This window comes from Methylocystis sp., from assembly GCF_051061225.1.
Classification (GTDB): Bacteria; Pseudomonadota; Alphaproteobacteria; order Rhizobiales; family Beijerinckiaceae; genus Methylocystis.
The window spans coordinates 19,322-32,684 of the sequence record NZ_JBPFEB010000120.1; the positions used below are offsets into that span (position 1 = coordinate 19,322).

General features: G+C 61.8%; 10 protein-coding genes. 8 read left to right on the forward strand and 2 right to left on the reverse strand.

Features of this window, described 5'->3' with window-relative positions; all coding sequences use genetic code 11:
- Positions 1-225: 225 nt before the first annotated feature.
- Genes ACR652_RS20155 through ACR652_RS20180 form a run of 6 tightly spaced genes read left to right on the forward strand, consistent with a single transcriptional unit; the run spans position 226 to position 6,628 of the window.
- The gene (locus tag ACR652_RS20155; protein ID WP_434508256.1) at positions 226-849 is read left to right on the forward strand and encodes an ABC transporter substrate-binding protein; all 624 of its coding nucleotides are present in this window, start codon (positions 226-228) and stop codon (positions 847-849) included.
- Complete coding sequence (locus tag ACR652_RS20160) at positions 846-1,616, forward strand: ABC transporter ATP-binding protein (RefSeq protein WP_434508257.1); 771 nt, start codon at positions 846-848, stop codon at positions 1,614-1,616. Before ACR652_RS20155 ends, ACR652_RS20160 begins: the two co-directional genes overlap by 4 nt.
- Positions 1,613-2,731, forward strand: a complete 1,119-nt coding sequence (locus ACR652_RS20165) for an ABC transporter permease (RefSeq protein ID WP_434508258.1) — start codon at positions 1,613-1,615, stop codon at positions 2,729-2,731. Before ACR652_RS20160 ends, ACR652_RS20165 begins: the two co-directional genes overlap by 4 nt.
- Positions 2,732-2,773: 42 nt before the next feature.
- A complete protein-coding gene (locus tag ACR652_RS20170; protein WP_434508259.1) occupies positions 2,774-3,658 on the forward strand; it encodes an MlaD family protein in 885 nt (294 codons plus the stop codon).
- The gene (locus tag ACR652_RS20175; protein WP_434508260.1) at positions 3,651-4,799 is read left to right on the forward strand and encodes a patatin-like phospholipase family protein; all 1,149 of its coding nucleotides are present in this window, start codon (positions 3,651-3,653) and stop codon (positions 4,797-4,799) included. The genes ACR652_RS20170 and ACR652_RS20175 overlap by 8 nt, the downstream gene beginning before the upstream one ends.
- A 14-nt stretch (positions 4,800-4,813) precedes the next feature.
- A complete protein-coding gene (locus ACR652_RS20180; protein WP_434508261.1) occupies positions 4,814-6,628 on the forward strand; it encodes a hypothetical protein in 1,815 nt (604 codons plus the stop codon).
- A 12-nt stretch (positions 6,629-6,640) separates the two neighbouring features.
- On the opposite strand, the gene ACR652_RS20185 is transcribed toward ACR652_RS20180, so the two are convergent.
- Both ACR652_RS20185 and ACR652_RS20190 read right to left on the reverse strand, forming a co-directional pair.
- The gene (locus tag ACR652_RS20185; protein WP_434508262.1) at positions 6,641-7,663 is read right to left on the reverse strand and encodes an amino acid ABC transporter substrate-binding protein; all 1,023 of its coding nucleotides are present in this window, start codon (positions 7,661-7,663) and stop codon (positions 6,641-6,643) included.
- A 52-nt stretch (positions 7,664-7,715) separates the two neighbouring features.
- Positions 7,716-11,375 carry an nSTAND1 domain-containing NTPase gene (locus ACR652_RS20190; RefSeq protein ID WP_434508263.1) on the reverse strand — a complete coding sequence of 1,220 codons (3,660 nt, stop codon included), beginning with the start codon at positions 11,373-11,375 and terminating at the stop codon, positions 7,716-7,718.
- Positions 11,376-12,324: 949 nt separating this feature from the next.
- Between ACR652_RS20190 and ACR652_RS20195 the strand changes: the two genes are divergently transcribed.
- Both ACR652_RS20195 and ACR652_RS20200 read left to right on the forward strand, forming a co-directional pair.
- Positions 12,325-12,819 carry a hypothetical protein gene (locus ACR652_RS20195; protein ID WP_434508264.1) on the forward strand — a complete coding sequence of 165 codons (495 nt, stop codon included), beginning with the start codon at positions 12,325-12,327 and terminating at the stop codon, positions 12,817-12,819.
- Positions 12,820-12,977: 158 nt separating this feature from the next.
- On the forward strand, positions 12,978-13,363 hold a 386-nt coding region (locus tag ACR652_RS20200; RefSeq protein ID WP_434508265.1), incomplete at its 3' end, for a ParB N-terminal domain-containing protein.

Consider the following 13,363-nt stretch of genomic DNA (forward strand, 5'->3'; position numbering starts at 1 on the left):
CGATCGCGGAAAAAATGTCGCTCACGCGCCGCCTGATGTAGAAAATAGCGCATTATCAAACAATTGATCGGACAAAATCGACGCGCCTCCTGACATGACCGTCCACTTCAAAATGTCGCAGTCGACTTGGGCCCTGGCGCCGATATGCCGGCTGGAGGCGTTTTTACAGTTCGGTGGAAAGAGGTTAAAAAGAACCTATTAGCCCTGCCGGAGAGGAGCGCCCGCGTGGCTGTTGGACATACTGCGCCGATCGCCCTGCTGGCGCCGTTGCTGTTGGCGGCCATCTCTGCGTCTCCCGCCTGGGCCACCGCGATGCGGCAGGAGCAATATGACGCAAAAATCAAGCAGATCGTCTCGCAGATCACGCGCTACGGACAGGAACTCGCGGGGCAATCTGACGCTTCAGCCAGCGAGATTTGCGCGCGATCTTCAGCTTCGCTGATGGATCTGGACGCGGTCGTCAATGTGTCTTCGGAAGATGTCCGCGACAGAATGTCCCCCGCGCAGCGAGACGCCTATCGGGACGCTGCGACACGGTGGATCATACGTCGTTGCGTGCAGGAGAACCGGGGTAACAGGGGCGAAAATCCTCAGTTCCTCGGGGTGCGCCGAGGCGACTCCGGAGACCGCCTGCTCGCATTGAAGACGGAGACGCCGCCGCATTTCGTGATATGGCGCCTGCGGGGCGACGAAAAGCCGCGGGTCGTGGATGTCATCATGGATGGCGTCAGCATGGCGCTTACGCTGCGCAATGAGACGAACGCGCTGCTCGGGCAGGATGAAAAAGATGTCGACGGGATGATAAAGGCGCTTGCGCGGCGGGGCCGCGACGCGGCGGGGGGCCAATGACTCTGGAATCTGAAAGAATGGCGTTGATACGCGCCGACAACGTCTCTCGCGTCTTTCCGGATGGGTCTGTCACTGCGCTGCGCAATGTCTCTCTCGCTATTTATGAGGGCGATTGCGTCGCCATCCTCGGCAAGAGCGGCAGCGGCAAAAGCACGCTGATCCATATTCTGGGGGGATGCGACGACCCGAGTGCGGGCGTCGTTTATTGGCGGGGGGAGCCGGTGCGCGGACAGGAGGAGTGGCGGCGCTTGCGTTCCGGCAGCATCGGAATAATTTTTCAGGAGTTCCTTCTCCTCCCCGCCCTCACGGCGCTCGAAAACGTCGAGATGGCTCTCGTCGGGAAAGGCCATTCCGCCCAGGCGCGCCGGGCTCGCGCGGCGGATTTGCTGGGCATGGTCGGTCTCGGCGCCCGCCTCGATCATCTGCCGGCGAATCTCTCGGGGGGTGAGCGGCAGCGCGTAGCGATTGCCCGCAGCATCGCCAATAACCCCCAGTTGCTGTTGGCCGACGAGCCGACCGGAAACCTGGACAGCGTCAATTCCGAGTCGATAATCGATCTGCTGCTGGAGATACAGCGCAGGCAGGGCACGGCGCTGGTCATCGTCACGCATGATGAAACCACCGCCGCCCGCTGTCCCCGCCGTATCGTGATCAAAGACGGAGCGATCATCGAGGACCGGCGGCTCGACGAGATGGGCGGGAAGGAGACTGCAGCCCCTCGCGTCGACGTGCTGGAGTCCGAAGAGCAAGTGGGGAGCCTCGCGTGAACCTGGCCACACTCGCCCTCCGGAATCTCTGGCGAAGGGCCACTCGGACTGCGATTGTCTCGATCAGCGTCGGCCTCGCAGTCGCTTCCGCGCTCAGCCTCGTCGCGTTGGCGGACAGTATCGAGTTCAGCGCCATGGCGGGGGCGGACGAGCGCGGCTCGGATCTCGTCGTCTTGTCCCGCAACGCCTCGGATCTCTTCGAAAGCTCCATCGCGGAGGACAGGAAGAGCGCGCTCGCATCCATCAGGGACGTCGCCGCGGCCGAGGGAGAAATCATGATGTTCGCGCCCGTGGACAACAGGCGCCAAAGATTGATCATGGGCTCGGCCGAAGACAGTCTGTTCTGGAAAAAGATGCCGATCGCCGCCGGCCGGCTTCCGAAACGGAGCGAGCCGCGCGCCGTCGTACTCGGTAAGGACGCCGGGGCGGCGCTTCAGAAAAAGATCGGCGACGTCATCACGATTCTCGATGAGTCGTTCAAGGTCGTCGGGATCGCTGATTACAGATCCGCCCTGAACCGATCGCTGATTTACGCGCGCCTGTCGGAACTGCAAGCGGTCTCGTTCCGCGCGAAACGGGTTACGATGTTTCATCTCAACCTGAAACCCGCGACGCCGCCGGAACGCGTCGAGGAGATCAAGGCCGAGATTGCGCGTCTCGGCGGGTTGATCGCCGCTCCGACGGACGAGTTTTTGCAGCGCGACCGGAATCTCGCTGTGATGAAAGCGGTGGCGAAGGCCGTGTCGGGGATCGCGCTCACACTTGGAGGCTTAAGCGTTCTCAACACCTTGCTGATGGCGGTGCAAGAACGTACGAGAGAGATCGGCATAATGATTGCGATCGGCTGGTCGCGCAGCCGAACGATGGGATCGATTGTTCTGGAAGGCGTGATAATCGGGCTCGCGGGGTGCGGCGTGGGGATTCCCGCTTCGTTCCTCATCTCCTATTTCTTTCGCTATCTCCCCACCGTCGGCGACATCCTTTCCTTTCGTCCATCCGTGTCGATCATCTTGCCGATTCTATTTTCCTCCGTCGCGCTCTGCGGCATCGGCGCGCTTTACCCGGCCTGGCGCGCGGCCTCGATGCGGCCTGCGGACGCATTGCGCAGACTATAGCGCGCAGGCCCGGAGCTGCGCCGATTTTGATGGAAGACGTCGATGGAAACCCGAGCCAATTTTCTGATCGTCGGCCTGTTCATCGCGATCAACGTCGCCCTGGCGCTTCGCTTCGTCCTTTTCATTGAGGGCGCAGGGTGGGCCGCCGACGCAGTCTATTACGAACTCGCCTTCTCCGACGTCGGCGCGAATATCACACGAGGCAGCCCCATCAACTTCAATGGCGTGAAAGTCGGAGAAGTCGCGAACGGCCCCATCCAGTGGGACTCGGCCCTCGTGGTCATGCTGGCGCGAATAGACAGAAGCGCCCCGATCCGGTCCAACACGAAAGCAAAAGTGGAATTGCCGAGTCTGATGGGCGGCGTGGTGATCTCGCTTGAAGGCGTCGCGGGCGAGGCGCCGGCGCTCGAGGCGCTGCCGGGGCAGCGCTACCCTCGCATCATCGTTCAGAACAGCGCTGTCTCGCATTTCAATTTTGACGACTTCAGCGCCCGCTTCGCCAGGCTCTCCGAGCGCGCGCGGCAGACGCTCGGCGGGATTCCGAGCGAACTGGGCGCGATGAAATGGCGACTCGACCCCGTCGTCGAAGTGATACAACCTTTGTTGAGGGATTCAGGGCGTCGGTCCGAACCGGGCCGCATCGATATCGGCACAATCGAGAGTATGACCGGAAAACTGGAGGCGATGATCGCGGCCTCTCAGCGTTTCGTAGAGGAGAACAGCCTTTCGGAGCTGGAAAAAAAGTCGCGGGAACTTGACATGCAGGCCGCTGTGGATCTCGCCAGGCTGGAGCGCCTCGCCAGCGATCTGAGAAAAAAGGTGAACATGTTCGAGCAGAAAGTCCGCGACACGGGGCTGACGCAAACCCGCCGGGGACCATCCAAGGGTCCGCTCAGCCAATCGCAGGAGACAGGGCGATATGACTGAAAATTACACCTGTTCGCGCGATCGTCACCTGTTCGGGCCGGGGCCCAAGCGAATCCTTTCGCTCGACGGCGGCGGTGTGCGCGGCGCCTTGTCCATCGCCTTTCTGGAGAGGGTGGAGCAGGTTTTGCAAGAGGTCCAGGGACGCGAGGTTCGCCTCTGCGAATACTTCGATCTCATCGGCGGAACATCCACAGGGGCCATCATCGCGGCGGGGTTGGCCTCGGGATTCTCGGCCTCGGAGATACGCGCTTTCTACCAGGAGCTTGCACCCAAGGTCTTCCGGTCTTCCCTGTTCCATTTGCCCGGCTGGCACGCGAATTTCGACGGCGAGGCGCTGCACAGTGAGCTCGATCGGGTGTTCGGCGGGTGCACGCTGGGGTCGGAGCGGCTCAAGACCGGCCTGTGCATGATCCTCAAACGGATCGACACCGGCAGCTGCTGGGTGGTGCTGAACAATCCGCGTTCCATCTTCTGGGAAACGCCCTCGGATAACTCCTTCGTTGGCAACAGCTACCTGTCCCTGCCTGACATCATCCGCGCGAGCACGGCCGCGCCTTTTTATTTCGATCCGCAGACGATCGAGATCGTCAAGGGGATGGAGCCCGGCCTGTTCCTCGACGGCGGGCTGACGCCTCATAATAATCCTTCGCTCGCGCTGCTGCTGAGCGCCTTGCTTCCACCCTATCATCTCGAGTGGAAGACGGGTGAAAAGGACCTCTTCATTCTTTCCATCGGGACCGGATCGCACCGGCCGAAACTGACGACACGGGAAGCGAAGCGGGCGCCCGCGATCCTGCTTGCGATCAATGCGCTCGCCGCCCAGATGTCGGACAACCAGGACCTCACGCTCACGCTCATGTCGTGGCTGGGCGAGGCTTGTCTTCAGTGGCCGATAAATTCCGAGCTTGGCGATCTGAAAGGCTTGAAGCGGCCCTTCGAAAGCCTTTTTCGCTATCATCGTTGCGACATCAAGCTCGAACAGCAGTGGCTCGAGCAGCATGTCGGCGTCGTCCTGCAGGAAGAGGACGTCGCCAGGCTCCGATTGATGGAGGCGCCCGAGAACATACCGCTGCTTTTTCAATACGGAAAAATAGTCGCCGAGCGACAGATCTCCCATGCTCTGTTCGAGAACGCCGCATGAGGGAAGGGCCGTCCATGCCCGACGCCGGAGCTGTCCTCGGCCTCCATTGCCGCCTGCCGCTCGTGGTTGGCGTGACGGGCCATCGCGACATCCGGCCCCACGACGTCTCTAGACTCCGGGTCGAAGTCAGGAAGGTTCTCGACCGGATCAGAACGGATTATCTGAATGGCGACTGTGACACGCCGCTGATCGTGATGTCGTCATTGGCCGAAGGCGCGGATCAGCTCGTCGCACAGGTTGCGCTCGAGTCGGGCGCCGGGCTCGTGGCCCCGCTGCCAATGGCGGCCGAGGAATACCGCAAGGATTTTCAGAACTCGGCTCCCGATGTCGGCGCCGCGTTCGACAGGCTGCTGTCCGGCGCGATCGCCGCGCCCGTGATGCCGCTCGCCGCCGGCAATACGCTCGAGACGGTTCGGGACGAGCCCGCGCGGCGCACATTGCAGTACCGCGCCGCCGGGCTGTTCATCATTCGTCACTCCCATATCCTTCTGTCCCTGTGGGACTGCCAGACAGCCGACATGAAAGCCGGGGGCACCGCGGAGATAGTCTCTACGAAAAGGAACGGCTTCACGCTCGGGACATGCCCGACGGCGCGCGATTGCATTGACACGGCGACCACCGGGCCAGTCATCGTGATAAGAACGCCGCGCCGGAGCAGGCCGGAGGGCGTCGCTCAGGTTGAAACGGAGCCATGGGGGCCGGAACTTCTGGCGGCGGCGCGCGACAGTTCCGAGCTTTGCGCATCCGCGAGGGTCTGGAAAGAAGCAGAAGTCTGCATCGCGCTCACCGTCGCTTACAACAGGGATGCGAAACGCCTTCTCTCATTTGCGCGCGGACGGGAGATGTTCAGGCAGAGTCTCGCGCAGCTCTTCGAGGCGCCGAAAGGCGTGAGATTGCTCGGCGACCCCATTGCGCTCGCGCTCCGTGACGCGCCTCTTTTATGCGCGACCCACGCCCTCTCCGACGTGCTCGCGCGACGCAATCAGAATGCTTTTCGCAACGTCTGGAAATCGCTTTTCCTTCTGGCCCTTCTCATGGCGGCGTCCATCGCCCTGTCTTCGAGCGGGCAGGCTCCCAAGACCCTTCTTCTCGTTCTCTATCAAGTGTTGTTCGCCTGCTCCTTTGCGCTCTATTTCTTCGCAAGGGGCCGGCAGTATCAAAGCCGCTATCTGGACTATCGCGCCTTGTCCGAAACGGCGCGCATAAGCGTCTTCTGGCGAATCGCGGGCCTGGAAAAATCGGCGGCGGATGCTTACCCCGTCTGCCAGCCCAACGAACTCGCCTGGGTGCGGCTCTCGCTGCGCTCCCTCGACTGTTTCGAACGCAGGGGAGACGTTCCTCTCGACGCCCTGCGTTATCAGATTTGCCGGGAAATCTGGATCAGGGGTCAATATGAATATTTTCGCGACCGGGTTACGCGGCACATGGCGGCGACGACGCGGAGCAAGATCGTTTCGCTTGCATTGCTCGGCGTCGCGGGCGTCGGCACGGCAGCGATGAGCGTGGGCCAACATTTACACATTGAGTGGAAGCCATATGCGTTCTTCGGACGCGCGCGCGTGACCTTGGTTCTCGAACTGCTTCCGGCGATCGCCGCCGCGATCACCGGTTATGTCGAACAACTGGGTCAAACGGCCCAAGCCTTGCAGTTCGATCGCATGCGCTCGCTCTACGGGCAAGCGCTGGCGGCATTGCCCGAGACCGTGGACAACCCGGAGATGGAGGAAAAGGCGCGCGCGCTTCTGGAGGAAGTCGGGAAGGAATCCGTCCAGGAATCCGCGTCCTGGACGTCGATTTTCCGAGTGCGACCGCTGAAACCGATCAGCTGAGCTCCGCTGCCTTCACCGGATGGGGGGAGCGAACAATATGCCGCCGTCTTTCACGAGTCTGTTGAGTGAGCGCTTGATTCCCAATTCGGACTTCTCTCCGAGATTGCGTTCGAGCGTTTCTTCGTAGTTCCCCACGTGTTTGACAATGTTGAACGCCCATTCGGGACCGAGACCGAGTTGCTTGCCCATATCCCCCTCGGCACCGACAAATCGGCGCAGATCCTGCTTGCGTGATTGTCGGGCGGCGTCGATATTGAGCTGTGAAAGTTGCAGGGCCTCCGCGTCAATCATCGCGAAGCTTACCCATCTGACGATCTGAAACCATTGGGGATCGTCCTGACGAACGGCGGGGCTGATCGGCTCCTGCGAGATCGTGTAGGAAAGAACCTCGTGATCTCCAGGCTTGGCCAGGGCGAGGCGCTCGGCGTACAACTGCGAGATGTCGCTCGTCAGCACGTCGCAACGACCCTCTTCATAGGCTTTTATGAGATCCTTCAACAGCGGCGCGCGAAATGCCTCAAAAGCGATCTGCCGATCGGCCGCCCATTCTGCAAAATTCGCCTCGCTCGTCGTTCCCGTTTCCAGACAGACCTTGCTCCCGCTCAGTTCGAGGGGCGACTTGAGCTTCCGGCTCTTGGGCGCGAGGAAACCCTGCTCATCGAAATAATTCGTGCCGGTGAAGGCGATCCTGTTCTGGCTCTCGCGAGAGAGGGTCCATGTGGCGTTAGAGGAAAGGACGTCGATCTTGCGGGAGTCGAGCGCCGTAAAGCGATCCGACACAGCGACGGGCACGAAGTTCACCTTCTTCGCGGGGTCGCCAAAGATCGCGACAGAGATTGCGCGGCAGAAATCGACACTGAAGCCCGTCCACTTGCCGTTTTCATCGACCGTCGCAAAGCCCCGCACATTGTCCGGCACGCCGCAATTGAGGATGCCGCGGTCCTTGACGGTCTTCAGGGTTCCAGCTTGCGCCGTTGCTGCGGAACCTAAGAGAAGGAAACAAAGCGCTGCGCAAAGGTGCTGGAGCCTCTTCATGATGGAAATCCGTTTTCGTCGACTCTGGGAGACAGGCTCACGGCGTCTGAAATCATTTTCTGGCGAGCCGGGCGTGACGCCCAATCAGATTGTAGAGGTCGATTCGCCCGTTGCCGAGCTGGGTTCTGGCGTAATCCACCTGGCGACGCGCATTGAAATCATCACGCGGTATCCGCTTCGAAAGATCGTTCAACACCGCCAGCGCCGCTTCCGTGTGCAGGGCGACGTTTTCGCGATCCACCAGGGCGAGCTTCTTATACGCTTCCACGATCTTCAGCTGGATTTCCATATTGCCCGGCGTGATCTTCGCGATGTCTTTCAAGGCGTCGGCCATGTTTCGCAGGGCTTCGACGGCCCCGGCGCGCTCCTTCTGATTATAAAGGATGGCCGCAACAAATTCATTCAGCAGCGCGATATCCTGTTCCCACCGCACATCCATCGGATCGGCCGGCGGATGCGCCCGAAGAATGGCGAGGCTGTCGCGGTAGGACGCCAGGGCGAGGGAGAAATCGCCATTCGCGAGGCGGACGTCTCCAATCTTGGCGAGGCTCCGGGACAAGTCCGTCTGCCACCCGGCATTGGTTTCATCCGAAAGGGCGAGCCTTCTCACGAGAGACAGACCAGCGGTGTAATTCCTGGCCGCTTCCTCGAATTCGCCCCGCGCCATCTCGACATCGCCCAGCTTGTTATAAAGCTGGGCCAGCTCGCGGCGCCAGCTCGCTTTGCCGGGATCATCGTCCACAAGTCCTTTTCGGATGACGAGACTCTTCCGGTAGAGATCGAGAGCGGAATCGAGCTGGTTCATGGCGAGCGAGACGCCGGCGGTCTTCTCCAGACTTTCGGCGAGAAGTTCCATATATCTGGAATTGTGCGGGTCCTCGCGCGACAGTCCTTCCATGAGGAGACGCGCCGCGTCGTATGAGCGTCTGGCGCTGACACGATCATTCTGGTCGAAGAGAACGGCGCCGACTTTTTGATCGTTCAGCGCGAGGCTCGCGCGCCAGTCGGGATTTTTGGGATCGGCGGCGACAATCGCTTCCCGGTCGTCCTGCGCGGAGCGATAGGATTCGAAAGCCTCGGCCTTTTCACCCTTCAGCGCCTGCACGTCGCCGACATTTTCGATCCCCAGCGCGACTTCCGCGCGCCAGGCGTTGTTCCTGGGCGCCGCCGACGCGGCTGCGCGCTTGAGGGCCAGCGCCTCGGAATAGACCTCAAGCGCGCGCGTCAGATCGCCGGAGAATTTCATGACGTCGCCCATTTTCGTGAGCGCGCCGGCAAGCTCCATTTTGAGACCGGGATCGTCCGGCTTGGCCCTCGCAATCGGCTTTCTCAGGGAAACAGCTTCCTCGGCGGCTTTGCGGGCGCAGTCCGTCTTGCCGAATTCAAGGCAGACCTGCACCGCCGCCTCGCGCGACAAGGCGTGACTGCGCTGGAGATCGGCCGTCTCATGGCCATTGCCGCTCAGCTTCTCCTGCAGGTCATGCGCAATGTCGAGTATCTCCAGAACCTTCGCCGCCGGCACGCCCGATATGTCCTTGATGCCGCCGACGGTGTTGCGGATCAGATCGTTCGCCGACACCACCGCCGCCGCAAGCTGGTTTTCGGCGATGGACCTCTGTTCCTGCGCCTCGTCGCGTTCCCGCGTCGCCCAATAGGCGAAGCCCAGCGACAGGAGCAGCCCGCCAAAGAGCGCGGTTGCGATGCCGCGAGCGAATTGCGCGCGTTGAAGGAGGCTTGCATGCTTTTCCTTTTCGAGTTCCGCCTCGATCCGGCGCTGCGCTTCCTCGGCCTCGCGCGCATCCTGTTCCTTCCGGCGGCATTGCGCGAGATAGACGCGGTCGGTGTCGTCCAGCAGCGCCGAAAGGTCTGGCCGCAGATCGAGCTGGTCGGCTTCCGAGAGGCGCCCGCCGCTATGCGCGAGCCAGGCGGGGTCTCGCGCATTGGCGTCCCAGTCCGTCGCCGCGCGCTTCACGCCCTCCAAAGCAGCCAGCCGGCCGAAATCCTCTTCCAGCCAGCCTTTCAGGCCGCCCCATTGGCGCAACAGCGCTTCATGCGCCGGCTCGACCGTGGCCTCGCCTGTCTCCTTGTCCACGTCGCGCGTGAGCAGCCGTTGCTCCACCAGAAGATCGAGTAAGGGCCGGGCTTCCTGCGGAATCTGAGAGGCGAGGGCGACCCTGCGGCGCAGGGATTTCGTCACCGGGTCTATGCCGGCGAGCCACGGGATGAAGCCGCGTCGCAGGAGCGTCAGGCGCGCGTCGTAGTCCCTGGGGGTGCGGGGGTCCATATCCGCCGCCGCGAAGGCGCGTTTCAGCGCGGCGTCGATCGACCCCTTGAGTCCGCCGAAATCGAGGTAGTCCTGCCTGCTGATATGACCCGCCGCTTCGTGATCCCGAAACAGCAACTCCATCGTGAAGGAGAGCAGAGGGAGCGCGTCGCTGCCGCCGCCTTGCTCAATGTCTTCCAGAAGCGCTTCGGTCAGGCCCGGATCTATTTCGAATTTTCTCCCGGCCTGCCGAAGCCGGCGCAGCGGCCCTTCGATCACCGTCTGATAGACGCCGCGCGGCATGGGCAGGAGCGCGAATGTGCGCTGCTTCAACCCCTCGAGCGCCCTGCTGCGCTCCAGCGCGTCATAACTGTCCGAGCGAATGACGAAAATCACGAGAAAAGGGGGGGCGTCGGCGGCGGTCAGGTCACGCAGGACGCCCAGAAGCGCCTCCGATTCCTCTTTGCCCTCGGAACGGAACAGTTCCTCTGCCTGATCGATCGTCACCACGATTGTTTGCGGGTTTTCGTGTTGCGGCGACTCCATGAGGAGGCCCTGAAGGATTGGCCGCAGGGAGGCCGCGCCTTCGGCGGCCGCGCGCCGAATCTGGGCGCGGGTCGTCGTCGAGCCGCGACGAACCGCCGCCTCGGAGAGTGACGCGATCAACCCCCCGGGTCCGCTCATCGCCAGGCGATCCGGCCGGATGACCGGCAGCGTCAGGAAATTGCGCTCGTCTCGCAAAAGCCTCGGCATCAGCCCCGCGCGCAGAAACGAGGATTTGCCGGCGCCCGACGCGCCGAGGATCACAAAGATGCGCGGGGGCGTCGCTTCGCGCAGGCCCCGTAACTCGTCGAGCGCCTCGGTAATCGGCCCGTCTCTGCCAAAGAAAATGCCCGCGTCGACGCCGTCGAGCGCTTCCAGGCCGCGATAGGGAGCGCGATTGGGATCGTTTGGAGGCGGCCAGGGAAAAAAGCGGGGATCGAGCCCTGCGTGCTCCAGCCCGATTTTCAGCCGCATCAGCCCTTCCCGGGAGAAGGTCACATATCCTTCCTGCTGGGTGATCGGGAGGATCGGCCGGAAGACGAGATGGTCTTCGCCCGCCGCGAGCGAGACGGTCTGATGCGTCTCCTTGAGAGACGGCGGCAATTCGTCGATCGTAATATTCTCGATCAGAACGATGAAACATCGCTTATTCAATTTTCGCGAGAGCTCGAACTCCCGCCGGCACCATTCCGACCCGAGCCAGCTCCGCGAGACAAGAAACAGCACGGCCCCGCACTCCGCCGCCTGCGTATAGAGCGCGCGCTCCCAGCGCTCACCCGCGTGAATGCCCTGGACCGGATCGAGGTCCAGAAATATGTCGTCCCACCCTTCATCCTTGAGCCAGCCGGCGACCGCCACCGCGGCAACGTCGTCCTTGCTCGAATGTGACAAGAAAATATTAGACATGTTAACTACTTACTCAAGCACTCAGGCGCCCGAGCCGCCCGTGGAAGTGTTTCCTTGGACTAACATATTGGATTTTTCAATGAGAGTAAGAGTTTATGTGAGGATGGTCATAATATTCTTCCACGATCCATGCCCGGAAGACCGGGACGGACTGTAATCGGCCGACGAAACATGAGCGCGTTTCCTCTCCGCTGCCGTCAAACCCGCGCCGCGGGGTGGCCCCGGTTTTAACGGCCGATTCCTCTTGTCTTGATGAGCCCTTCGTTGTCCGCTTCGAAGAGCGCTGGGTTTCTCCCGACGTGGCCGGTGCTCCCGCGCAAGGGCGTCGCCCATTCCCCGACGCGAACCGGAGCGCTCTCCGAAGCGAACCGGGCCGCGCTCCTGACTGCGATTCCTCGGGCTCTCTCAAAACGGTCTCCGCCGTCGGCTGAACCGCATTCACGGAAACGGGAAAATCTGCGTTGGAGACCGGTGGGCGAAATCCTGCCGCAGAGGCCTCTATTCGCCGGTCTCTGATTTCCGCGCCCGCACAACCCGCAGAACGTGGCATTTCGGCCGGTTCCAGGAAAATCTCTGAAACGCGGGACTGCGTGGCTGACGAGGCGGTCGGCCGCGAACCCGTCTCCGTCTCAATTCCCTGCTAACAGGGAAATAACAGGGAATTTTTTCAAAAAACTGCCCTGTCGCCGCGACCGGTCGGGATGGCCGTCCCGGAAATCCAGGCGTTTTCGGCCAAAATTCCCTGTTTCCCAAAACTGGGAAATTTTTTGGCGCCGAACAGGGAAGCGACGGCGCCGAACAGGGAAGCCGCGGGCGACAAGTAGGGAGAGGCTCAACCCGCCAGACGCAAAGGCCAAGTTTCTCATCGATGAGGGCCGAATGGCGCGCGAGCGGCGAGGCCTTGAATTAGAGAGCAGAGCGCGCATTCTGTCCTAAAAGGGGGTCGGGCATGTTCGACAGGGGGGAGGAATATTCGGTCACTGACATCGTCTGCCTCGCCGGCGCCAACCCGCGGAGCGTGCAGCATTGGGCGGTCTCCGGCATTTTGATGCCCAAGCCTGAGACAAACAGGGCCGGCACTGGAAACAGGCGGGTCTTCGCCGCCGACGAAGCCATCCTCGCTTGCGTCCTGCAGCCCCTCGCCGAACGCCAGACTCCGGTCGGGGAGATGCAGCGCATTGCGCTTCTCATCCGCGACCACCTGCTGACGAGGGGCGTCGCGCGGCGCGCGCTGCTCAACAAGATGATTCTTGGAACGACCCAGGCCTGGTTCGTGGCTTTCCCGGAGCAGGACGATCCTGCCGCGAAGATCGTCGAGGAAGGCGGCGAGGCAGGTTTCGAAGAGATCTTTCGTCACATGAAGAAGAAGCCCGTGGCGCTGGTTATCGACCTAACGGCCGCGTTCAATGGGTTTCATATAGAGAAAACCACGAAAAAGCCGTGAGTTGTGCAATTGCTTTATGCATAGCGTGCATTATGTCTGAAAGAATCGCTCATTTCCTTGGTTCCGAACATGACCTCTCAGCCCGTTAAAGAAGCCCCCCGCGATCTCGATAGTGTCCCGCCGCCCCCATAGGCATCGTTTCCGATTGCGAAGTGATCATGCGGCGGGTTGACGACCTGCGGCCCAATCCGAGGAGTCCGCGCGCGCACAAGAAGCGCAAGATCCAGGATCTCGCCAAGACGATCAAGGCGCTCGGGTTCATCGGCGCGGTCATCGTCGACGAGGCGGGAATGATTCTCGCCGGCCATGCGCGGCTCGCCGCCCTAAGCTCGCCGGTCTTACGGAGATCCCCACGCTCTGCGCGCGGGGCCTCAGCCCTGAACGCATCCGCGCCTTTGTGCTCGCCGACAATAAATACGCCGAGCGCGCCGGCTGGGACCGGGAGCTGCTGGCGGCCAAACTCGAAGAACTTTCCGTCCTCCTCCCTCCCCTTGACCTCAATCTCTCGATCACGGGTTTTGAGCCCGGCGAGATCGACGCGCTG

Excerpts from the sequence above, each read along its gene's own strand:
- ACR652_RS20190 (WP_434508263.1), bottom strand. The coding sequence starts at position 11,375 with ATGTCTAATATTTTCTTGTCACATTCGAGCAAGGACGACGTTGCCGCG.
- ACR652_RS20185 (WP_434508262.1), bottom strand. The coding sequence starts at position 7,663 with ATGAAGAGGCTCCAGCACCTTTGCGCAGCGCTTTGTTTCCTTCTCTTA.
- ACR652_RS20180 (WP_434508261.1), top strand. The coding sequence starts at position 4,814 with ATGCCCGACGCCGGAGCTGTCCTCGGCCTCCATTGCCGCCTGCCGCTC.
- ACR652_RS20195 (WP_434508264.1), top strand. The coding sequence starts at position 12,325 with ATGTTCGACAGGGGGGAGGAATATTCGGTCACTGACATCGTCTGCCTC.
- ACR652_RS20170 (WP_434508259.1), top strand. The coding sequence starts at position 2,774 with ATGGAAACCCGAGCCAATTTTCTGATCGTCGGCCTGTTCATCGCGATC.
- ACR652_RS20160 (WP_434508257.1), top strand. The coding sequence starts at position 846 with ATGACTCTGGAATCTGAAAGAATGGCGTTGATACGCGCCGACAACGTC.
- ACR652_RS20175 (WP_434508260.1), top strand. The coding sequence starts at position 3,651 with ATGACTGAAAATTACACCTGTTCGCGCGATCGTCACCTGTTCGGGCCG.